General features: G+C 51.4%; 25 protein-coding genes and 1 pseudogene. 11 read left to right on the forward strand and 15 right to left on the reverse strand.

Translation table 11 applies throughout. The annotated features are described in order from the left end of the window. The 9 genes and pseudogenes from AACZ40_RS18145 to AACZ40_RS18185 form a co-directional block, all read left to right on the forward strand. A pseudogene (locus AACZ40_RS18145) lies at positions 1-201 on the forward strand (ArsR family transcriptional regulator); the annotation flags it as partial. Between the two features lie 28 nt (positions 202-229). Continuing rightward, the gene (locus tag AACZ40_RS18150) at positions 230-589 is read left to right on the forward strand and encodes a DUF488 family protein (protein WP_291179593.1); all 360 of its coding nucleotides are present in this window, start codon (positions 230-232) and stop codon (positions 587-589) included. Between the two features lie 64 nt (positions 590-653). After that, a complete protein-coding gene (locus AACZ40_RS18155) occupies positions 654-974 on the forward strand; it encodes a metalloregulator ArsR/SmtB family transcription factor (RefSeq protein ID WP_291179590.1) in 321 nt (106 codons plus the stop codon). A gap of 122 nt (positions 975-1096) precedes the next feature. Then, positions 1097-1444, forward strand: a complete 348-nt coding sequence (locus AACZ40_RS18160; RefSeq protein WP_291179587.1) for a hypothetical protein — start codon at positions 1097-1099, stop codon at positions 1442-1444. Positions 1445-1531: 87 nt separating this feature from the next. Further along, complete coding sequence (locus tag AACZ40_RS18165; RefSeq protein WP_339675311.1) at positions 1532-1996, forward strand: arsenate reductase ArsC; 465 nt, start codon at positions 1532-1534, stop codon at positions 1994-1996. 8 nt (positions 1997-2004) lie between these two features. Continuing rightward, on the forward strand, positions 2005-3243 hold the full coding sequence (arsB, locus tag AACZ40_RS18170) for an ACR3 family arsenite efflux transporter (RefSeq protein WP_291179584.1): 1239 nt from the start codon (positions 2005-2007) through the stop codon (positions 3241-3243). Between the two features lie 5 nt (positions 3244-3248). Continuing rightward, complete coding sequence (locus tag AACZ40_RS18175) at positions 3249-3512, forward strand: hypothetical protein (protein ID WP_291179581.1); 264 nt, start codon at positions 3249-3251, stop codon at positions 3510-3512. 33 nt (positions 3513-3545) lie between these two features. Beyond that, positions 3546-3956: an arsenate reductase ArsC gene (locus AACZ40_RS18180; RefSeq protein WP_291179579.1), complete on the forward strand. Its 411-nt coding sequence runs from the start codon at positions 3546-3548 to the stop codon at positions 3954-3956. Between the two features lie 26 nt (positions 3957-3982). Continuing rightward, positions 3983-4480 carry an ArsI/CadI family heavy metal resistance metalloenzyme gene (locus tag AACZ40_RS18185; protein ID WP_291179576.1) on the forward strand — a complete coding sequence of 166 codons (498 nt, stop codon included), beginning with the start codon at positions 3983-3985 and terminating at the stop codon, positions 4478-4480. On the opposite strand, the gene AACZ40_RS18190 is transcribed toward AACZ40_RS18185, so the two are convergent. From AACZ40_RS18190 to AACZ40_RS18250, 13 genes are all read right to left on the reverse strand, one after another. Further along, complete coding sequence (locus AACZ40_RS18190) at positions 4467-5204, reverse strand: LamG domain-containing protein (RefSeq protein ID WP_291179573.1); 738 nt, start codon at positions 5202-5204, stop codon at positions 4467-4469. The two genes, AACZ40_RS18185 and AACZ40_RS18190, sit on opposite strands and share 14 nt — an antisense overlap. 159 nt (positions 5205-5363) lie before the next feature. Next, positions 5364-6683 carry a hypothetical protein gene (locus AACZ40_RS18195; protein ID WP_291179570.1) on the reverse strand — a complete coding sequence of 440 codons (1320 nt, stop codon included), beginning with the start codon at positions 6681-6683 and terminating at the stop codon, positions 5364-5366. Then, on the reverse strand, positions 6684-7448 hold the full coding sequence (locus AACZ40_RS18200) for a nucleotidyltransferase domain-containing protein (protein WP_291179567.1): 765 nt from the start codon (positions 7446-7448) through the stop codon (positions 6684-6686). Beyond that, positions 7445-7828 carry a hypothetical protein gene (locus tag AACZ40_RS18205; protein WP_291179564.1) on the reverse strand — a complete coding sequence of 128 codons (384 nt, stop codon included), beginning with the start codon at positions 7826-7828 and terminating at the stop codon, positions 7445-7447. The genes AACZ40_RS18200 and AACZ40_RS18205 overlap by 4 nt, the downstream gene beginning before the upstream one ends. Beyond that, positions 7825-8775 carry a nucleotidyltransferase domain-containing protein gene (locus AACZ40_RS18210; RefSeq protein WP_291179561.1) on the reverse strand — a complete coding sequence of 317 codons (951 nt, stop codon included), beginning with the start codon at positions 8773-8775 and terminating at the stop codon, positions 7825-7827. Before AACZ40_RS18210 ends, AACZ40_RS18205 begins: the two co-directional genes overlap by 4 nt. Positions 8776-8809: 34 nt before the next feature. After that, complete coding sequence (locus AACZ40_RS18215; RefSeq protein WP_291179558.1) at positions 8810-11410, reverse strand: polynucleotide kinase-phosphatase; 2601 nt, start codon at positions 11408-11410, stop codon at positions 8810-8812. A gap of 99 nt (positions 11411-11509) precedes the next feature. After that, positions 11510-12925, reverse strand: coding sequence for a 3' terminal RNA ribose 2'-O-methyltransferase Hen1 (locus AACZ40_RS18220; RefSeq protein ID WP_291179555.1), 1416 nt, complete (start codon positions 12923-12925; stop codon positions 11510-11512). Between the two features lie 6 nt (positions 12926-12931). Continuing rightward, entirely contained in the window at positions 12932-13453 is a 522-nt protein-coding gene (locus AACZ40_RS18225; protein WP_291179552.1) for a hypothetical protein, read from the reverse strand. A 32-nt stretch (positions 13454-13485) separates the two neighbouring features. Beyond that, positions 13486-14595, reverse strand: coding sequence for an AAA family ATPase (locus tag AACZ40_RS18230; RefSeq protein WP_291179549.1), 1110 nt, complete (start codon positions 14593-14595; stop codon positions 13486-13488). Beyond that, on the reverse strand, positions 14596-14991 hold the full coding sequence (locus AACZ40_RS18235; protein WP_291179546.1) for a hypothetical protein: 396 nt from the start codon (positions 14989-14991) through the stop codon (positions 14596-14598). Between the two features lie 21 nt (positions 14992-15012). Continuing rightward, the gene (locus AACZ40_RS18240; RefSeq protein WP_291179543.1) at positions 15013-15753 is read right to left on the reverse strand and encodes an RNA ligase family protein; all 741 of its coding nucleotides are present in this window, start codon (positions 15751-15753) and stop codon (positions 15013-15015) included. 203 nt (positions 15754-15956) lie between these two features. Next, positions 15957-16124 (reverse strand): SEC-C metal-binding domain-containing protein, encoded by a 168-nt coding sequence (locus AACZ40_RS18245; protein WP_291179540.1) that lies wholly within the window; start codon positions 16122-16124, stop codon positions 15957-15959. Positions 16125-16401: 277 nt separating this feature from the next. After that, a complete protein-coding gene (locus AACZ40_RS18250; protein WP_291179538.1) occupies positions 16402-16797 on the reverse strand; it encodes an HAD family hydrolase in 396 nt (131 codons plus the stop codon). A 303-nt stretch (positions 16798-17100) separates the two neighbouring features. Here AACZ40_RS18250 and AACZ40_RS18255 point away from each other — a divergent pair, with 303 nt between their 5' ends. Together AACZ40_RS18255 and AACZ40_RS18260 are read left to right on the forward strand one after the other, a co-directional pair. Beyond that, positions 17101-18321, forward strand: coding sequence for a PcfJ domain-containing protein (locus AACZ40_RS18255; RefSeq protein ID WP_291179535.1), 1221 nt, complete (start codon positions 17101-17103; stop codon positions 18319-18321). 431 nt (positions 18322-18752) lie between these two features. Further along, on the forward strand, positions 18753-21323 hold the full coding sequence (locus AACZ40_RS18260) for a right-handed parallel beta-helix repeat-containing protein (protein WP_291179532.1): 2571 nt from the start codon (positions 18753-18755) through the stop codon (positions 21321-21323). Positions 21324-21358: 35 nt separating this feature from the next. Here AACZ40_RS18260 and AACZ40_RS18265 read toward each other — a convergent pair whose 3' ends face one another. Beyond that, on the reverse strand, positions 21359-21979 hold the full coding sequence (locus AACZ40_RS18265; RefSeq protein ID WP_291179530.1) for a pyridoxamine 5'-phosphate oxidase family protein: 621 nt from the start codon (positions 21977-21979) through the stop codon (positions 21359-21361). A 66-nt stretch (positions 21980-22045) separates the two neighbouring features. Then, positions 22046-22510 (reverse strand): carboxymuconolactone decarboxylase family protein (locus AACZ40_RS18270; protein ID WP_339675326.1); only part of this gene is annotated, 465 nt, incomplete at its 5' end.

Raw genomic sequence — 22510 nt, forward strand, 5'->3', positions numbered from 1 at the left:
GATATCGCCGAACAGCTGAAAGAAGAAGTGGTCAATATCTCGCATCATCTGGGGATTTTGTATCATGCGAGACTGGTGACGAAACGCAAGGAAGGTCGCTTCGTAGTCTACAATCTGCATCCGGACGTTTCCGCTGTCAGCAAAGCCGGAAAACAGCATCTGGATTTCGGCTGCTGCCGCCTGGAAGTTCCGGATAAATAGTCGCATTCTGAATAGAGAGGTGTGTCCCATGCCTGCAATAATTCAGATCAAACGCATTTATGAAGAGCCAGCTGACTGTGATGGCGAGCGTGTTCTCGTAGATCGACTCTGGCCGCGCGGCGTAAAAAAAGAAGATGCTCACGTCGATCTCTGGCCTAAAGAACTGACTCCCTCGAACGATTTGCGAAAGTGGTTCCACGCTCATCTGGATCAGTATTCTGAGTTTATCAAAAAGTATCAGAGTGAATTGAAATCACAGACGGAGCAGGCGGAACAGTTGCTGCAGAAAGCGGATCAACGCCGAATCACCCTGTTAACCGCTGTGAAAGAACCGGATCAGAGCCATGTTCCGGTGTTGAAACAGTTTCTGGAAATGCTGGATTCCTAAGAAGGTTATCCGCTTCTGAGCCATTGACACTTCGGGATGAAATGTGTAATATGGCAATATAGCCATGAAAGAAAAGACCCGCGAACAATACGAAGCACGTGCCAAAATTGCGAAAGCGATGGCGCATCCCAGTCGACTGCTGATGCTGGATCTGCTGCAGAAGCAGGAGATGTGCGTCAACGACATCTCAGAGAAAGTCGGCGCGGATCAGTCGACAGTTTCCAAGCATCTATCAATTCTCAAGGACGTTGGCCTGGTTGGTTCTCGTAAAGAGGGAACCCTCAGCTATTACCGTGTGACATGTGGCTGCCTGGATGGGTTCTTCTCCTGTATGGAAACCGTGCTCTTATCTGACCTCGAAGGTCGTAGACTGTCAGTGAAATAATTTTTTTAATTCAAATATGGCGATATTGCCAATATGGAATATAAGGGGCATGCCGATGGGGAAGGAAACCCTGATCAATGCGTCGACTCAGCCTTTTGATATTTTCGGGCGTGATTTTGTGCATGTTGATTTTTCTGATGCCAACAGGAGTTTCTCAGAACAGTATCCATAAGTCACTGAACCAGACTTACGAAATACTACGGGCACCTGATGTAAACGCAACAATACCAGAATTAACTCATTCAGAATGGCATAGTACAGCAGAATGGACCATCCAAACAGATCAGACCTGGAAAGAATATCGGGCATGGTTGCTCAATCAGATCGGTGGCACATTCCGCATCCTTTCAGAAACAAAATATCAGATCAAGTTACGAAAAACTTTTCACTCGGAAATACATGATATCAAGCTGATTGCGGATGAAACAGATGAAATGATCCATGTCATATATCGTGTGTCACTCTGGTAAGGTTGCGAAAAGGCAAGTGGATGACTGGTTTTGTCTCTGTCTCATACCGAAGTCGAACAGGACGCTTTAATTCAATAAGGAATACCAATGGGTAAACCGATGGTTTTGTTTCTCTGTACTGGAAATTCTGCGCGAAGCCAGATGGCAGAAGGGTTTCTGAGGAAACATGCAGGAGATGTTTTTGATGTTCATAGTGCTGGATTGAATCCTCAAGGAGTCCATCCTCTGACGATTCAGGTAATGGAGGAAATTGGAATTGATATTTCAGGACACCAGTCAAAATCCCTCACTCAATATCTAGGAAAAGCAAGTCCTAAATGGGTGATATTTGTGTGTGAGAGAGCAGAGGATTCCTGTCCCCATCTGTGGCCATTTTCACTTCAGTCAGAATCCTGGAAAATTGAAGACCCTGTCGATACGACAGGTGACGAACTGGAGCAACTCATGAAATTTCGGACTGTGAGAGATCAGATCGAAACACGGATACTGGACTGGATCAATAAAAAGAGAATTATTTCAGAAAACGAACATCAATTTGAGATCAAGGAGTAAACACAACGATGAGTAGTCCCAGTGAATGCCCACCGCTTGAGACCAAAAGCATGAGCCTGTTTGAACGATACCTGACGTTATGGGTGGGGCTGTGTATCATTGTGGGGATCGTATTAGGTAAAGTCGCTCCGGGGGTTGCTCAGACACTTGATGGGATGGCAATCTATGTGAATGATGCGCCTGTGATCTCGATACCAATCGCGGTCTGCCTGTTTTTCATGATGTATCCCATCATGGTGAAAATTGATTTTGCTGAAGTTTTGAAAGCAGGGAAAGCAGTTCGCCCTGTAGGCCTGACTTTGTTTATCAACTGGGCTATCAAACCCTTCACGATGTATGCGATTGCCAGTTTTTTTCTGGGAACTTTGTTTCTGACTTTTATCGGACCGGAAGCAGTGGACTATGTCAAAATGCCTTTTGGTGCCGACCTTGCAGTCGGAGCCGAATATGGTTCCGGCAAAGTAGTCCTCGTCGATGGCGTGAAAATGCTGGAAGTACCGCTCTGGAGAAGTTATCTGGCAGGTTGTATTCTACTGGGCATTGCTCCCTGCACCGCGATGGTACTGGTCTGGGGATTTCTGGCCAAAGGAAACGATGGTCACACACTGGTAATGGTAGCCATCAATTCCTTAACGATGCTGGTGCTGTACGGGCTGTTGGGAGGTTTTTTACTCGGCGTGGGAAAATTGCCGGTTCCCTGGCAGGCTTTATTGCTGTCGATTGGTGTTTATGTGGCCCTGCCACTGGTGGCAGGCTTCTTTTCCCGTAAATGGCTGATTGCTACAAAAGGAGAAACATGGTTTCGAGAGAAGTTTCTTCACGTGTTAACACCGGTCACGATTGCCGCATTGCTGGTGACATTGATTCTGCTATTCTCTTTCAAGGGAGAGACGATTCTAAGCAATCCCATGACGATTGTCTGGATTGCCATCCCCCTGTTTATCCAGACCGTTGTCATTTTTGCACTGGGGTATCTCCTTTCAAAAGTGATGGGACTGACTTACGAGAGTGCCGCCCCCACCGCGATGATTGGTGCTTCGAACCATTTTGAAGTCGCCATCGCGACAGCAACCATGTTGTATGGACTCTCGTCAGGAGCAGCACTGGCTACGGTAGTGGGAGTCTTAATCGAAGTTCCCTTAATGTTAATGCTGGTGAAATTTTGTGTCAGAACACAAAACTGGTTTCCACATCAGGGTGTGTCCGATGCTTTGGAAGCAACAGCGACTGTTACTGCGAGAGAGTAAAAATCATGAAAAATGAAACGCATAAAGACTGTTGTGGAAACATGTTTCCCGACAGCCTGCATTTGAAAGATAATGTACCGAACGAGGGTAAAGTGTTGACAGTGTGGATGAAGACTCCCCAAGGGAGCGTTCTACCTGTTCACTCTGATCGCTCGGTTGAAATAAATTATGATCAGTGGGAAGAGTGCCAGAAGTGTGCTGATTTCGAGAGTTGCTATAAACTCAGTATGGCGAAAATTGCTTTGGAATCTGCTGTAGCCAGTCAATAAAAAATAAATGAAATAGTTAAAGGACTATCAGAAATGAAACATGTTTTAGTATTATGTACCGGTAACTCCTGTCGTTCCCAGATGGCGGAAGAACTCTGGGAAACACTGGGCGCGGGTGAATGGCAGGCGGAATCTGCGGGCTCTAAACCTTCCGGTTATGTGCATCCGCTGGCGATTGAAGCCATGCGTGAACTGGACATTGATCTGTCCGAGAACACCAGTAAGCATCTCGACCAGTTTACCGATCAGCAATTCGACCTGGTGGTCACCGTCTGTGATAACGCGAAGGAATCGTGTCCCGTCTTTACCGGTGCTACCCAGACATTGCACTGGCCCTTCGATGATCCCGCGGATGCAACGGGAACCGATGAAGAGAAAATGAAAATGTTCCGCCGCGTACGGGATGAAATCAAAACCAAAATTCAAAACTATCTGAATAACTGAATTCTTAATAGAAAAGGAGTCACACAATGAATCAAAAATCAGCAGCCGAATTTCCCGGCCAGTTTCGCGTGCATATTGCGTTGACCGTTTCAAATCTGGAACAGTCAAAACAGTTTTACGAAGTTCTGTTGGGAGTTTCACCGAGTAAGGAACGTCCGCGGTATGCCAAATATGAACCGCAGGATCCTTCCGTCAATCTCACTCTCAATGAAACAGACGAGGCCGTTCAGGTTGAAGGGGGCTCGGCTCACTTCGGAATCCAGGTCAAATCGGTGGAGGAGGTTCACGCTGCCATCGAACGCTTTAAAGCTGCCAGAATTCAGACCATCACCGAAGAAGCAACCACCTGTTGTTACGCGGTGCAGGACAAGGTCTGGGCTGTCGACCCGGATGGTCACAAGTGGGAAGTCTTCGTGGTCCTCGAAGCGGATGCAAAAGATGAACTGTATGCACAGTCCGGTTGCTGCGGACCGGAAATGGTGACGTTGAAAGACTGTAACAGTTCACAGTCTAATCCTGCTTAAGGTCAACCCACTTTGCATTGTAGATGGTCCCCTTATTTTTGTTGGGAGAGGCATCAAAAAGCAGATCTTTCTCTGGTTTGGCAAAGTCGAACAGTACGACCGTTTCTGCGTCTGATTTGAAACGGTCTGCTGGTTCGAATTCTTTGTCATAGCGGGCAACTTTTGAGATGCGAAACATCCGCATGATGCCTTTCGCGAACAGACCCGCTGGTTTGGTTTGTGTCTCTTTCCATTTTTCCTGCGCCCCCAGAAAGAACAGCCGACTTTTATCAAAGGGACCGGGAGCGGGAGCAGAAGCCTGGTGGATCAGTTTGCCGTTCAGATAAAACGACTGTTGTAATTCAGAGTAGACCATCGCAAAATGATCCCAGCCTTCAATCGAATTGGGATCGACGGGAATGGAGTAATTTGTGCCGTTATCGCTTTCCCAACCTGCGGAATGCTGAGTGGCACGAAGGGAAATCCAGATGCTGTTTTCCGGGTCCCCCTCTTTTCCCTGGCAGCAGATCCGTCCTGACCAGTCTTTGACCCAGGCTTCAATCGTGAATTCCCCATAGTCTTCGAGTTTGATATGGGGAAAGGTGACGTAACTGGATTTACCGTCAAATTTCAGGCCGTAGTACTCGCCTTTTGTCTGTTTCGGTTTCTGTGCAACGAGTCCAGTTGAAAGTACGGTAGCACAATATAAGAAAAGCGAGATCAACAAAAGAGTTGCAGATCGCATGAATTTGTTCCTGTTACATAGTAGCAGATGAGCGCCAGTGCTGGAAATCTGTCCTGTTTCTTCTCATCTTACTCAGGCTGCAAAACTTCAACAGACGTCTGTCGCAAAAAATCCACAATTTATCGTAACTTAACAAAAAGTAAGTTTAATGTTTTTAGGTTATGCAAATGTCAAGGTGCATGTGTCTGCATAGGAATCAAAGCGGCATTCTTCTGCCATCCAGGCAGGAATCGCAGACTGCTCATACAGCAGGCGCACCGCTTTATAGCGACAGATTTCACAGGGAGTGAACCGGTAGATGACCATCGCCAGCCGGGAGCGGTCTGCCATCGGATTTTCCCTTAGCACTTCGACCAGATCACCGAGCACACTGTGGATTTCCCAGACATCGTGGGGCAGTGTGAGTGCCGCCAGCAGTCTATTATCGTCACCAGGCTGGTAATTTCTGATAAACAGACTGAAGAGATAAACAGGGTGGTTCTCGTTCAACTGCCGGTTAGCAAACTCGCGGATTTCGGGATGTGAATTATTAGCGAGTGCAACCCAAGCTCTCCGCTGCAATTCAGGATCGGGATGTTGGCAGAGTTCAATCAGGCGGGAGTCGAATTCGGGGAGTGCCCGGTTGGAAAAGACTTTGAGCAGGTTGAGGAGAATGGCTGGCTCCTCGCTGGACTTGAGCGCCTCGATGACCACGTTTAACTCTGCCGGGTTAGCCTGTATTCCCCACCTGCGAATCCAGTGACAGTTTGTCTCTCCCAGAGCGGCCTCGAGAACCGTTTCGACGGAAGTCTCTTCGGTTTGCTGGCGCTGTTGCTTTTTATGGTGACGCTGTTTCTGCTGTTTTCGCTCAGCCCTCTCTCGTATCTGCTGTTGCCAACTCTCAAAGAATCTGTTGAGATCCGGGTCAGACGTGGAACTCAGTAATTCCCGGATTCGTGTTTCCCCGATAAGTTCGCCTGCTTCTCTGAGAAGTGACTCCTCGGGCCAATCCCAGTCGATTTGTTCTAGTTGTGCTCCTCTGGATTTTGCGGCACATAGAAAGCCGCGTTCTCCCTCCAGTGCCAGCAGTTCTGATTCCCCCAGAAAATCATAGTCTGTTGCTGCGAGTGGTTTTTGAGTGACGATCTGATACAGCAGATCTCGAAACGTGGCATCGCCGCTGGCAGCATAGTGTTGTGCCAGCTTGCATAACTGTCTGGCGTTTTCCGGATCAGACAGATTATGTAGTGCGTGCAGCAGCGGGACGCGGATCGCGTTACGAAAGCCGGCGGCGTTGATGATTTCCCACAGCCAGCCGCCTCGCGGTTCTTCGCACATGCGGTCATAACGCAGGTCCTGCAGACACGCTTCCTTAAGTGGTGTCTCAGTAAGGATTCCCTGTTCTGCCCAGAGCCGGGCCCGTCCAAGACCTTTTGCCAGCGCATCGCGCTGCTCGGCAGGTGTGGGGACGGGCGGAGGTGAAACGTCTGAATAGTTCAATCATGTTCCTTTCTGATGAGCCAGTCGGACCCGGACCAGGAGATCATTCAACGCTTCACTCGAACCTGGATTTTCTGGCAGGCTGGTGGTTTCCATCGCCTGTTCCAGTTCGTCCACGAGCCGCTGGTACTCGCGTCTATGGAACTGCATGTCGGCGGCGTCCAGCGTAGAGCGTTCCGTCCCTTCCAGCTTGCGTTCGATCAGTTCGGGGATGTAAGACAACTGCGCCTCTTCGTTTAAGTGGATCAGATTGGGTTCCAGTTGACCGGAGCGCATCAGATGCAGACCGGTGAGCAGGACACGATACACGTAGAGCAGGGGTTTGACCCGGGGCGGATCTTCCTTCTGGAACAGTTTCCACTGTGTGGCCGCGAAACCCAGATAATGATATGCGTGATACTTCGTTACACAGCCGGGGGCCAGCGCTTTCAGCTCTTCATACTCGGGAGTGGTGTGCAGAACCAGCGGCGAGAGCAACTGTTCCAGCACGTAGCCATTCTTTTTGAGCATGAGTTGAAAGAACTTACCGACATCGTGTGTGACCAGGTCGATTTCCAGACCGTTATCAACGCGCGAACGTTCGACCGTCACCTGCCCCTCTTTCATACCGATGATTGTCTCCAGCGGCAGCAGATGCACGCCGCGGAGATCGTAATCGGAATCAGGAGAAGGAAAGCCGTAGAGATGCGATCCACTGATAGTGGCAAACAGCAGAGGATAAGGATGTTCCTTGAGCTGTTGTTCAAGTCGAAGATCAAAGTTCATGATGATTCCTTTAAAGGAACAGGATGAAATTCATGAATGACGTCAATCGTTCCTGTGATATATCGATTGAATTCTTGCAGATCTTCTGATGGAATCCAGTATTCTTTTAAATCGCGACCACCTGCTTCCTGGGGCTCATATCGGCTCAGGTACTCAAACTCGACATCGAACTGCAGCACATAGCCGACATATCCAGAATTGGGATCTTTTGTGTTCCAGTCACGCGCGATCATGATCGCATACTCTTCCGTGAGCACAGGATAAAAAATCGGTTGCCAGTATAGCCGAGGTGGAAACTCTCTCCAGCCGGACGCCTGTATTAAATCGAGTTCCTGTTGCCCGACAGGTCGAAAGAGTGTGACAGTTTGTTTTCCATTCATGGCAGTTCTTCCTGCGTCGCCAGTCGACGCGCTTTGATGAGATAGTGATTCGCAGTTTCATAGTCGGGCCGGGCCGGCAGGCTGGTCTGTTCCAGCGCCTGCTCAAATTCCTTGTGTAGACTCTTCCGCCATTTTTCGGTCTCTTCCCAGGCGACTTCACCCCGCTTGATGGCCAGCAGCTGTTCCCGGTGGGGTCCCACGTCGACGACGACATAGCCTTCGCGCAGAAGCGTGATTCCCGAGATCAACAGCCGGATCAGGTGCATCACATGTTTCCATTTGACTTTCCCCTGGTTCCTGATGTCGGTCTGCATCTTTTTGAACTGCGACATCACATAACCGTTGTAGGTCTGATAGACGATGCGCGTCAGAAAGATATCCCGCAGATCCAGCAGTTCCTGGCCGAGGGGTGTGACCTGTTCAACCAGGGGAGTATAGAGGCACTCCAGTACGTTCGGGTTCGCTTTCAAAGCCAGTACCAGAAACTTCTGCAGTTCCCAATAGGTTTCCTGCGTTTCGTGACAGTCGAGTTGTTCGGGAATGCCGTACAGCGACCACTGCAGTTCCGCGGGCGGCAGGTAGACGCCGCGATAATCGGTGTCGGACTGCTCATCCTCCAGACCAAAGGCCCGGGAGCCAATGATGCACTTGAAGATCACGCGGGAGAACAGGTCACTGCGATTCGCGTTGATTTCGCTGTTGCCGATCTCCCCCTCTTTGAATTGGGCGAGCAGTGTCAGTTCGTCCGCTTTGAGAGCGACTTCGGCTCCATCAGGAAATTTAACGCGATACGAGTGATCCAGGTCACGCGGCGCACGCACCACCACACCGACCGATCCCCGCGGATGCTGCGTGCGACCGTTCGGCCCGATGATATCCCGGACTGTCACCACCTGTGTGCCATCAGAATAGATCAGGTTCGGCTGATAGTGAACTCGCTTGTTCATGGTGTCACTTCCTGTTTCCCTGTCGGGCGATCAATTACAGTCGGGGATCAACGGGCTCACTTTCCAACGCCAGTACCCCGAACACACATTCATGGACCCGCCGCAGCGGTTCCCGGTTCACAAATCGTTCCAGGGCTTCAATGCCCAGGGCGAATTCACGCTGCGCCAGCGACCGTTTGCGGTTCAGCCCCCGTTTACGCAGGCGAGTCAGATTTTCATCCGCGTCGTAATCCGGACCATAGATGATCCGCAGATACTCTTTCCCCCGGCACTTGATCGCAGGTTGCACCAGTCCTTGTGTGCCTCGCTGAATCCATTCCAGGGGTTTGACTACCATCCCTTCTCCCCCAGTGCCTGTCAACCCCGACCACCAGTCGATACCAGCCTGCACGCTGTCATTGTCGGTCAGATCGACTTTCAATGACGACGTCGCCAGCAGCAGTTTCTCATCCTGCTTACAGATGCGTGCGATGGTCTGCATGTGCCAGTGGTGATTCTGGTTGATATGGACTCTGCCTTCGGTGGCCAGCAGGTGAAACGGAGCCAGCTTCAGATCATCCAGATTTTCCACGGGCCAGCAATAGTGGCGATAGGCGCGCACGAAATCCTCGATCGCAGTCTGCCGGTTACGGAAGTGGGTTGTGATTTCTTCGGCATGCGATGCTTCGTCAGCAGTGAGCCGTGCTGTTGCCTGGTCCAGCGCAGCGACGACCGGGGGCAACGCCGCTTTTCCCGCGGCACCCACTGCTGCGTACTGCGACTGCAGCAGCGCCTGTGCTTTGGCAGACCAGGGCATCAACTCGCAGTCGAAGCAGGCCCAGTCCGTCTGGAACTCATTCCAGAAATCGGCGGCACTCAATGCCTGGCGGACCCGTTCCAGGAAGGCGGCTTCCAGTTCGGGCTGATTGAAGAAACGCCGGCCCGTCCGTGTGTAAACGATACCACATTCCGCTTCCTGTACTCCAAATCGCTGCCGGGCTGTTTCCTGATCGCGACAGACCACTACCACCGCACGCGAGCCCATGTGCTTTTCTTCGCAGATGACCTGAGGGATTCCCTGGGTGCGAAAATACGCAAATGCTTCGGCCGGATGTTCCAATAGCCCCGGTTCTGTTGTAGTTTCTGGCGGGGACATCGTCGGAGGCAGGTAGATCAGCCATTTCGGATTGGCAGCGAAACGGCTCATGACTTCCAGGGCCGCGGTCGCGTTTTCTTCACGGATGGTGATGTTCGTCTGCAGTCGCGTCGAAACAATCCGCTTGCCAGTGACATCCTGCAGATCGAGCAGGTCGTCGTGCTGCTGCTGAGCGGTTTGCTCTGTATCTGTTGCATCCCGGTACATAGGTTTTGCGTATTCGCAGTAGACTTCTTTCGCTGGTACTGAAACGAACTCTTTTTCCGGATAGCGGAGTGCCGTCAGGCGACCACCAAAGACGCAGCCCGTGTCGATGTTCACGGTCCGGTTGAGCCATTCCGGATCGGGAACAGGAGTATGACCGTAGACCACGTGCGCAGCGCCCCGGTATTCGGCGGCCCAGTTGTAGCGTACAGGAAAGCCGAATTCGTCGGTTTCGCCTGTCGTCTCGCCGTAAAGAGCGAACGAACGGACTTTCCCCGAGCCGCGTCCCTGCAGGTCCTCTGTCATACCAGCATGGGCCACGACGAGTTTTCCCTGGTCCAGCACGTAATGACTGATCAGGCTGTCGAGGAACCCGGCCAGCGCCTGGCAGAACGGTTCCCGCGTCTCTGTTGGCAGCGCTTCGATTTCAGCGACCGTCTCTGCGAGGCCGTGCGTCAGTTTGACATCTTTCCCTTTGAGCTTGCGGAGCAGTTTCATGTCATGGTTGCCCGGAACGCAGAGTGCCGTCCCCTGCTGGATCATATTGCGCACGATGCAGACCGTATCCAGTGAACGCGGACCCCGGTCGACCAGATCGCCCAGAAAAATGACCTTGCGACCTGTGGGATGCGCATAACAGGCATCGCCCCACAGGGGATCTGCTTCCAGAACGGAGGTTGGCGCATAACCCAGTGCTTCGAGCAGCACCTCCAGTTCGTCACAGCAGCCATGAATATCGCCGATGATGTCGAAAGGACCCTGTTCCTCGCGACGGTCATTCCAGAGGGGGACTCGTTCCAGGCGGGTCGCGTCGATCTGTTCGAGCGAGTTCATTTCAAACACATGGCGGAAGCCCTCGCGACGGAGGCGTTTCAGGTTGCGTTTTAATTGCGATCGCTGGTTGCGGACCACGTGTGATCCAAATGAGCGGTCGGGCCGTTCCTGGTTCCGCGCATGACAGATCTTTTCGGACAGGTTGAGTACGATGGCGACCGGCAGAAAGTGGTATTTCCGCGCCAGTTCGACCCACTGTGCCCGGGCCTCCTGCTGGACGTTGGTGGCGTCCACAACCGTCAGTCGCCCGGATTTCAGGCGTTGGGAGACGATGTAGCCCAGCAGATCGAAGGCTGCTTTTGTGACACTCTGATCGTTTTCGTCATCGCTGATGATCCCTCGGCAGAAATCGGAAGAGATGACTTCAGTCGGCAGAAAGTGTTTTCGCGCAAACGTACTTTTGCCCGCCCCACTGGGACCGACGAGCACAACGAGTGAGAGTTTCGGGATTGAGATTTCCATAAATTGATACTTGCCTGATTCTGGAGATAAGCTGAAAAACTCGTTTGCGAGTTCCTGAATGGATGAGAATGTGAACGAATGAAAATGAAAGCACTGCAATCAGGTATCGGTGTGCTTCTTCATTTCAAACACTCCCATTTGAGTCGGGGCACCTACGGCTTTGTCTTCCGGGCCGACGGGCAGGAAGCGGACGGAGTAACCGAACTTGTCTGCGATGCCGGCGGCCCACGTCTGAAATTCAGCCCGCGTCCACTCGAACCGGTGATCGGCATGCCGTACATTTCCAGCGGGCAGGGTTTCCCACATCACGTTATATTCCTTATTCGGAGTGGTGAGCACAATGGTTTTCGGGTGGGCGAATTCAAACAGCATCCGTTCCAGCGCCGCCAGTCGGGGCGGATCGAGGTGTTCAATCACTTCGACCAGGGCGGCGGCGTCGAAACCTTCGAGACGACGATCGCGGTAGGTCAGCGAGCCGTGCAGCAGTTTGATCCGTTGCGCCTGACGTTCCGGCAGTCGTTTCAGTTTGAGCCGTTTGGATGCGATTTCCAGTGAACGCACTGAGATATCCAGACCGACAATCTGTTCGAACTGTCGATCGGCCAGTAGTTCGCGGAGCAGCTTTCCTTCGCCGCAACCCAGGTCAAGCACGCTCTGCGCACCGGAGGCCCGCAGGGAGGCCATTACGCTGCCCAGTCGCTGCTGGTTCAGGGGAACCGCTTTGTCGGTGAGGTCTTCGGCTGTCTCTTCACTTTCGTTTTCGAGTTCTGAGTCGTCAGGCTCGGTTTCTCCTACCAGACGGGCCAGGGCCGTGAGGTACAGGCTCGGTTTAAATTTCAGATAACGGCGGCTGATCTGATCTTTCAGGGGATGGTCGGCCAGCCAGCCGGCTCCTTTCTCCAGCAGTTTTTCCAGTTCGTTTTCGCCGACGAAGTAATGTTTGCGGTTGTCGAAGACCGGAATCAGTACGTAGAGGTGGTTGAGCAGTTCCGCAAGTGTTTTCGTACCTGTCAGGGTGACTGTGTAACAGGGACTTTCGCCCCAGTCCGGGAACAGTTCATCCAGCGGATAAGACTGGATGACGACTTCGTAACCCAGTGGTTCGAAGATTTCGCGAATCAGTTCTTCCCCGCCGCGTACGGGCAGGACGGCGATCTGTACCGTGAGCGGCAGCGGCGTGCTGACCAGTTCCGGACGATCCTTGCAGCGTCCGTTGAGCGCGGATCCCAGGACCTGGGAGAGGGCGACACTCATGAAAGAGGAAGCGACATAGGGGCGATCGTTGACGTACTGGTCAAGCAGGAACGACTGCTGACGTCCTTTGCCGCGGACCATCCCCACCGGATCGACGTCCAGCAGCAGGCAGGCGGTGCACTGTTCCTCGGAAACTGTAGGGTAAAACACATGGGCGTTGCCGAAACTCAGATTGAAGCTCTGAAAACGGTCCGGGTGTTTGTGTAGCAGGTAGCTCAGATCGCTGGCGGGTTTGTGCGTCGTTGTGATAGATAATAACACTCGAGTCTATCCTTTCTGGTCACAATTCCAGAACGCTGGCAGATCTGTTTCACAGACTGCGCAAATATAATAGTTGTCTTTGATCAGATTGAGTTGTGCACAACGAGGGCAACGACGAAAGTCATATGCCGGTTCAAAAAAGTCAGGGTAATGTATTTCGAGTCGTCTGAGGGCTGAATCAACGGCCTGCCAGGAAGCAGGTTCCGGACAATATCCTGTGGACTGATTCGTAATTCTTTCAATGTAGTAATCTGCGTGCTTTAAAGCGAAGGTGATTTCGCCTGCACTGAGTACCGGGCGTCCCAAAGCGCAAGCGACATGTTCCTGATGGCGATCGCAGATATGCAGGTGACCCTCTGTGTCGATAATGAACGTCACCGTTAGATATGGTCCATTTTCAAACTCAACTGTGAGTTGCTCGACCTGGTGAAGTAATGCCTGATGCGTGTTAACAGGTCGACTGATGCGTACTGAATTCAACTGCGCCCGGATTTCAGGAGGACCAACATAATTGTACTCTTTCAACATTAGGAGGTCCTTAAGATCGGAAGACGAAAGGGTCAATACAGATAGTCTAGTGTATGAGCCTCTGTCAGTGTGGGAGGTTCGACTTTTTCTACCAGACGGCGGATGACATTTTCCGGGACCGGCTGGGGACACTGGCGATTCTGTTTCAATATCGTTTCCAGCGGCGGTTCCAGGTAGATCAATTCGATGCGGGCTCCGTAGTCGGTAAAGAGCCGAAGCCAGCGTTGGCGTATCTGCCGTGTCAGATTGGTGGCGTTGAAAGCGAAATCAGATTTTTCGCGCAACAGTTCGCGGCAGCGTTCCCGGGCGAGTTGGACGACGGCTCCCTGGTTGTCCGTCGGTTCGACGTCCAGGTCGTCGCGCATGTCATCCAGCGAGACGGTGGGCAAATCCGTACGGTGCCGTGCGAGCCAGGTATCTTTTCCCGAGCCCGGCAGGCCGGACAGCATAGTGACCGTGCAACTGAAGTCTTCATGAGGCACATAGTGCACGTTCGGTTCCGGCGTGTGATAAAACAGGAATCGCGCCTGATCGTTGGCGAACGGGTAGGGCTGATCGAAGCAGTGCTGTTCCTCGGCAATCATTTTCCAGAACCGCAGATTTTCTTCCGGACGAGACATGCTGTTGGTCGTCCTGCCGCGCGTGTCGGCCAGGGCAAACAGGTAGAGCAGACGATGGTTGACCAGCCAAGAGAGGGAAATCACTTCCTGTTCCGGATTCGGTTTTTCCAGCAGAAAGGCGGGACGACCATGATAGCGGACCAGGCGGCAGATGGTCTCGCGGGTTTCCAGATCACAGCCCAGTCCGCGCAGAACATTTCGCGCCAGATACTCTCCTTTCACGGCATGTTTGGGCGAACGCAGGCGGCCGGTTTCGGGATCGAGCTGCGTAGTCAGCGGTTTGGCTGCGTCGTGCAGCAGCGCGGTGAAGATCAGGATGGACTGTTCCCGGCTGCATAAGGCAGACCACTCATTCAGTTCCGGTAACTGGCGGCAGACGAGTTGGGTGTGCGTCCAGACATCCCCTTCGGCGTGCCACTGGGCATCCTGCGCGCAGTCGGACATTGCCTGGCACCAGGGCTGCGTGGCGGCCCAGGTCAGAATGTCATTCAGAGATACCTGAGACAGCTTTTTCCAGTTCATTTAGCTTGCTTCCAAATCACTGATCGCTTCTAAAAGTGCATTCCGTAGCTGGTGATAGTCTTCTCCGGCTACAGTCACACCGAGTCTTCCGTTAGCTGTTTCATTTACTACAATAAAGAGTCGATCACTATATTCCGTGTCATAGTTGATTATGACGGGGAGCTTTTCTAATCGCCCAATTTGGAAAGAACGATTTTCCACTCGACCTTCAGATTCAATGTTATTCCAATAGTTTTGCCAGTCTTTCAGAAGATTAAGGTTCGAAATTTCTAATTGTAGTGCGATCAAAGACGATTCGATCTGTAACCCCAATGTTTCCGGTTCTTCGAGTAATTTATCGACCATCAATTCCCAGTTACCGGATCGTCCATACGCGATCAGTCCAAATTCTGACATTCTTTTTTAAACTCATTTCTATTATGACCAGATATCTGCCTGTTTCGAGAGCAGGTTGGGGACCATTGCCTGGTGTTGCCAGTGGCTGCTCTGTTTGATTTTTTCTACAAATTCGGGACGGACAAACTTGGACCTGCCGGTGACGACTCCACCCGCTTCGGTGCGGAGATAAACGCCTTCCATCAGGTTGTCCGTGTTGCTGGTATAAGGATTATCAAAGGCGCTGTCAAAGGCAGACTGGCCAATCAGCGTCTCCAGGTCTTTGCGTGCCAGGGGGCCGGTATGAATCACGGGCACCGTTTCGATGCCGGTCCCTGCAAGCAGTTCCAGCCGGCAGGCGAGGCTGAGAAAAACCTGTTTTACTTTATCGTAAATGTCAAATTCAAAGAAGTAGTGCGGCAGGCTGCGATAATGAATCGAGTGCCGTGCATAGACCCATTCGCCAAACAGGATGAACCGGTCTTCCAGCATCTGTTCCAGGACCGGTCGTTTGACCATGGCCCATTGCTTGAACAGATCGTACTGTGGGTGCATGCCTTCGTTAATCAGGTGCCCCCGACACTGCAGAACGAGTTCTCCGGTGGGAGAGAAATGAAGTCCGACGTTGGTGCCGTCTATTTTTTCCTCCACGATGAGAGATGGATCGGCAATGAACTGTAACGAAGCCTGTTCGCTGAGCCGTTTATCGTCTGCCGTCCCCGTAGAGCCGAACAGATGAGGTGTTCGCGGATATTTGACAAATTGATCATGGGAACTGCCCATCGGTCCGGACTCTCTTTAACAAAAGTGAAGGGGATGTATCAGATTCAGCCGTTTCAGCATGCGCAGATTCTCTGTGTCGATTCTGACAGAAAACGGCTGAGGTGAGAACTCAGTGACAAAAAACTCAGTGACGGAAAACCGGCGCGGGATCATTCCCGCGCCCGTCCGTTATTCTCTGAAAAAAGTGATTGCGGTTCACGCCGTCAAAAGCAGCCCCGCGTGAGGCAGCACTTTTTGAAGCGCCTGCCGGAGCCGCAGAGGCATAAATCGTTGCGGCCCAGTTTTTCTTCGAGCAGCTTAACGCCATGCACAATGCGGGTGCCCCGTTTGACTTGTGTTTCAGACGGGAAGCCTGTGCGGCGTTTGCTCATCGTTTCAAAAAAAGGGCCGTTCGTCGAATTCGGAATCGTACATATCACACCTCCGCTGGGTCAGAGAACAGAGTGGTTTGAGAAGGGAGACACGGCGAGTTCAGCGAGGTTCTCGAATATTCTGTTTTAAAAATGAATTTTCCAGTTCCGTTTTTCAATGCAGCGGAGATTCGCTTTATCGCGGAGCTGTAACAGATATTTTGTCAGCAGCTGCAACTCATTATCATTCTGGTCACCGAGCCAGGGGGTGACGTAGATTGCGTTGCCGTAGTTTCGTTCAACTTTTTTGGGGTGTATCATCCACAATGAGTACGCGTTCCAGATTATATCCCTGTCGCCTGACTTTCTTCAGATCTTTAATGTAGTACTGTTCGTGCCACTCGGGATCGAATCTTGTGATACAACGTTCACGGCTCCAGATGAATTCTGGAATAATCCATTTCGGGAAAATGGAATTCACAACTGATTCAACATAGTCTGGGCTGGAAGAAGACCAGACTGCAATACGGTAGTGCTGAGAAACCTGGTTTAAAAAATCAGTCAGAAATGGCCGCAGATAAACCGCATACGGCCCGATTCGACAGTCTGGCTTTCGCTCAAGTGGACGATCTGCTGCATAAAGCAGTGTCTCATCAATGTCGAGAATCAACAGGATCTGATCCAGGGGCTGCACGACTGATTTCCTCTAAAAGAACGAACCTCGGTTTCACTGAGGTGTCAACGTTGACAGATTTGTTCCAGCAGTATTGTTTTGCTGTTGTGTTAATACAGACACAAATCAGGTTTTTTAGTTCTGTCCGCTTCATGGTGAGACGTTTGTAACGAAATGTTGAAAGTCATGCTGTTTAACAAAGGTTTAAGCTGTTCGGTTTGAAGTGAGGCATTATTGGTGCGTCGTGCGCGAATGATGTTGCTTTCGGGGTGATGCCTGCGCATCGCCAGTCTGCTTAAAATTCCTGGTAACAGAATAGATATCATGACTTCTCAACAAAGAAAACACCACGCTGACTGCAGGGTGGATGCGCTGATTGCACAGCATGGATCAATGCGACGTGCGCATCAGAAAAAATACTGGCGACTGATTCATGTAATCCGTGCGCGGACGAAGCTGCTCTCACCCCGTCAACAAGCAGGATTTCTTAATCCTGTCAATGCGGGGGTTGTTATTCAGGCCTGTGTCAGGATGGCGCGTCGCGGTTTTGCCTGGATTCGCTCCCCGGAGGACTGGGTAGTTCCCAAGGGAAGTTCTCTGGTTCAGCTCCGCTCGCTGGTGCATCATTTATACGATAAATATTCCGTTCCCGATTTTATGTCAACCGTCTGGTGGAATGAGCATGAAATAAGCTGGGAACTGGACCTCTACCTGCATCTGGCACGTGGACAGAGTGTGCGGAAATATCAGAATATATTCTGTCAACGTCTGTCGAAGAAAATGGCGGCTCATTTTATGCAGGCACCTGATGACCTGCGGCCCTACGCTGCAATCTTCTGGTCACGAGTGCGGGCACTCGGCGGAGATGCAAAGCTGGCTCGAACCCTGGTCACCCGAACTGTGCTGTCTCTACCTAAATTTGATGAGCCTTTCTGGGATGCAGTCGTCCGCTTCCTGATTAAGTATCAGCCGATCTCTGCGGACGAAGTAGTGGAGATTGTTAATTTTATTTTCCAACAGCGATATGAACCGGCGGAGAAAGTCTGGGGTCCCGGTGCCGGAGAAATTCCGGTTCAACCTCAGTTTTCTCTTAGGGGGCGTTCGCTGATGACACTCAGGCGGCATATGGTTCACTGGCAGTCAGATCTGATTGAGCAGGGGATCATGCCGCCTCCGGGAGTGAGCCGCCTGGATTTTCCCTGGGATCGCAGCAATATTAAAGCTTTTCAGTGTGAGCAGGAAGATGCTGTCTGGAGCATTGAGGAACTGCTGACTCCCCGACAGTTACAGAACGAAAGTCGGCGGATGAATCATTGTGTTTCTGATTATATCGGTGATTGCATCGGCCGTAGTACAACGATCTGGTCAATGAAAGTGAAAACGGGGCGTCGCAGGCGGCGTCAACTGACGATCGAAGTCCATCCCCAGAAAAAGATGATATTTCAGGCGAGTGGTAAGAATAATTGCGAACCAAGTGAAACTGTCAAAGAGATCTTAAATCGCTGGGCTGCCCAGGAGGGATTGACTCTCAATGAGTCAATCTGATTAATTACAAGGCAGAACCTGCACTAAACTGACGCAGCGAAAGCCATCGGTGCATCTGTAATAGACGAGGCTTGGAGTTGAGATTTTCTGGGGACGAACAGTTCGGTGACCGTCAGTGCGGATCGCTTCCCGATGCCGTCGAGTTGTGTGATGGGAACCTGAGAGAAAGTCATGTGTGCCTCGCGGGGACTGTGACTGGGAGCGGGTTCAGCAGACAGGCTGGCTGCTGAATATCCTGGCCCAAATAACCATATAACCGGTAAATTTTACCTGACCGGCAGTAGCAAGAGCAGCAGAGGGAGCTTAGGTACAGAAATACAGTTTTCGTTCGCGTCAACTCTCTCCATAAAACCGAGATAACTGATGGAGTCACCATCTTTATCGTAATAAAACGGACTTTATGATCTCGGACAATTCATATTGAGAGTCGAATGCCCCTCTGCTCATTTAGATGTTCGCTGCTTCTGTCACTGCTGACCGGGCTGGGGATGCTCTTCCCTTCACATATCTTCGCCCAGGATCCGGCACCCGATGATCAGCCGGAATGGATCCAGGAAGAAGATTATCTGTACCGCGCCTATTTTGATTTCACCGGGCAGGCGGGCGGCGTGAATGATAATGGTCAGGGGCTGCTGTTTATTCCCCTGGCACAGGATGAAGAAAGTCTGTTCTTTGCGGATCTGCGAGGAAATATCTTTGACGATTCCTCCGCAGAAGGAAATTTCGGTCTGGCTTACCGGCGGATGGTAAACGACCAGTGGATCGCCGGCATGTATGGCTTCTACGATGTCCGCCGCAGTCAGTACAGCAATATCTTTCGCCAGGGCAGCTTTGGTTTTGAACTGCTCAGTATTGAGTGGGATTTCCGCGTGAACGGCTATGTTCCCTCGCTCAAACAGCAACGAGTGGACTCGCTGAATACTGCCTATCTGAGTGGTAATAATATCGTGATGCGGGCCGGTGAAGAACGTGCTTACTGGGGAACCGATTTTGAAGTCGGGCGGCTCTTGAAAACATTCCCTGAATCGAATCTGGATGCAGAACTGCGAGGTTACGTAGGCGGATATTACTTTGATAATTCGGCCCCTGGCTTTCAAGAGATGACAGGTCCACGCGCCCGGGTCGAGTACCGGATGTTCGATCTCCCCTGGCTGGGGAATGGTTCGCGTGTCGTGCTGGCTGGACAGTATCAGTATGACGAAGTACGGGGCTCCCAGGGGACCGGCCTGTTGACCGTGCGAATTCCTCTGCCGGGCAATGGAGACAGTCAGAAATTGACTCGCTTCCAGCGCCGGATGGTGAACCCGATCGTGCGTGATATCGATATCGTGTTGAACCAGGCCCGGGGACCGGAAGAATGTGCGAAACTGCAGCTGACCGGACAGGAACTGAAGGATCTTACGTTGATCGATGCGGATACAGTCAATGCCGAAGCCGTCTTCAACGCCGCGGGATCAGACAGTGTCGTGCTGTTTGACGGTTCCAAAGGAACGATCAATACCAGCACCGGTTTTGTCTTTAATGATGGCCAACTCGCGCTGGCTGGTGGCAATAGTGTGAATGTTGTGGGTTGTAATTCCGGTGCTGTCGCCAGCTTCAGCTATGGCGCGCAACCGATCGTGAATGGTTCGCTGACTTCGATTGATGTCTTCACGATGGCGGACCGTTCCAGTATCGTGGGTATGAATATCACGGGCGGGCAAAATGGAATCTATGGTAATAATCTGAGTGGTTTCACGATTAACAGAAATACCATCAGCGGTGCAGATGAAGATGGCGTGCATCTGGAAGGGGACACTAACGGTTCCATCACAGATAATACCTTCACAGGAAATGGAAAACTCACGTTTAACGATGGTCTGGAAATTGAAAACTTAACGGGGGGAACGATTTCACGTAATACATCCAGCGGAAATGATTACGGTTATTATTTCAGGCGGATTAACGGTGGAACGATCTCAAATAACATCGCTGAAAATAACGACAAGGAAGGATTCTATATCGAGCGATTTAATGCAGGTACCATTACCGGGAATACCGCGCAGAACAATGCCTCATCTGGCTTTTACTTTGAATATGATATGGACGGTGGCGTGTTCTCAAATAACATTGCCAGCAACAACGGCGAATTCGGATTTGAATTTTATGGTGTCAATGACGGAACCATCAGTGGCAACCAGGCGCTGGACAATGCTTACGCCGGTTTCGCTTTCTATGGTCAGATCGAAGGCGGAACGTTTTCTGGAAATATTTCCGCACGAAATGATGTTGGATTCTATTTTGATGAAGACATCGATGGAGGAACCATTACCGGCAACATCGCCAGCAACAACCGGTATGACGGATTCTATTTCCGTGATATTTTTCATGGCGGAACGTTTTCGAATAATACCGCGACAGAAAATGGAGATGATGGATTTGATTTTGATGACTTCGATGGGGGAACAATCAGTAATAATATCGCGACCGGAAATGGTGTGAACGGGATCGCCTTCTTTGGAGAGGTCAGCGGCGGGACGTTTAGTGGAAATACTGCCACCGGCAACCAGGATAACGGAATCAAATTCGGTGATACCGTATCGGGCGGAACGATTGTGAACAACGTGGCCAGTAATAACGTCGACGACGGGTTTGACTTTGAAGATATTACGGGCGGGGTGATCACAGGCAACACGGCTACCGGAAATCAGGACGTTGGCTTTGATTTTGACGATATCGTCAGTGGGGGTACGATCAGCAATAATCTCGCCACAGGAAACCAGGGTAACGGGTACGATTTTATTGCCCCGATTCAGGGAGGCACCCTGGACGGAAACACTGCCCGGAGCAACTCGGGCAATGGTTTCTCGATCGTGAATTTCTCAGGAGGTAACACCGCATCCTTCTCGAACAACTCTGCGATCGATAATGCGTTGAAGGGTTATGACGTCCAGACAGGGACACCGCAGAGCGGTGTGGGATCCAATACCGGTTCTGGAAACGCTTCTGACAACAACTATTGATCTGACTGACCCCGTCTGATTCCAGAGGCTCCATTTTACAGGCCAGATTCCATTTTCATGTGAAGTCTGGCCTGTTCTGCTTTGAGTTGCTGGTTTTCTGTCTGCAACTGTTCAACGAGTTTCAGGACGTCCGCTTGCGGCAGACGCGGGTGAATATGCTGGGGGCAGTTTATGTCCCAGGCGGTGACAGTAAACAGGATGGCACGCTCAACCCGTCCAGGATAAGCCGGGTCGTGCAGTTGCGCGAGCAGTTCCGGATCATCTTCGACAGACCGGGCGGTTCCCCAGATCTTCACACGCCGACGCTGGACGTAATCGATCAGAAACAGAAATGCCTGGGGATTTTCAGCGAGGTTACCCAGAGTAATGAACTGCTGGTTGCCGGCAAAATCGGCGAAACCCAGTGTTGATTGATCGAGGACTTTGAGAAAGCCGGGGCTGCCTCCGCGATATTGTATGTAAGGCTGCCCGGACTGACTGGCAGTTCCCAGGTAAAACATGTCGAGTTCTGATAGAAATGTCTTTAGTTCTGCTGTCACTTTTGTCTGCCAGCCAGACCTCTGTTCCATCCGGGCGTACTGTGAGCGTGAACCTTTTTGTGTCTGCACCGCTTTCACGGATTCTGTAAAGGCGATATCACTGGGGTAAGCGTGCATCGCGAAATTTCTGAATTGAAGAATGAAAAAGGGGGCAGTTCGACATGGAACTGCCCCTGTGTGAGATTACTGTGAATTCGCTGCTGCCAGCCCCTCCGGCAGTGGTTCGACAGTCGGGAAATCGATTTCCGTCCGGGCGATGTTATTGAAGTAATTGGTAAAGATGTTGAGCGCCACATTAGCGACGATCTCGGCGATCTGCTCTTCACTGAACCCGGCGTCGCGGATGTCTTGCAGGTCCTGGTCGGAAACCTGTCCGCGTTTTGCCACGATAGTCCGGGAGAACTTCAACAGGGCAGCCGTTGCAGGGTCAGAGTCGCCACCGGCCCGGTTTTCCAGGATCTGTGATGCTGACAGACCGGCACGCTTTCCGAGGGCGGAATGTGCCGAGACACAATACCCACAATGATTCGCTTCCCCTACGGTCAACGAGATCTGTTCCCGATGCTGAGCCGAAAGCGCTCCTGTGGTCAGGGTGCCACTGAATTTCAGATAGGCATCCAGTACGGCGGGGGAATGGGCCATGGTTCG

The organism is uncultured Gimesia sp. (assembly GCF_963972345.1).
GTDB lineage: Bacteria > Planctomycetota > Planctomycetia > Planctomycetales > Planctomycetaceae > Gimesia.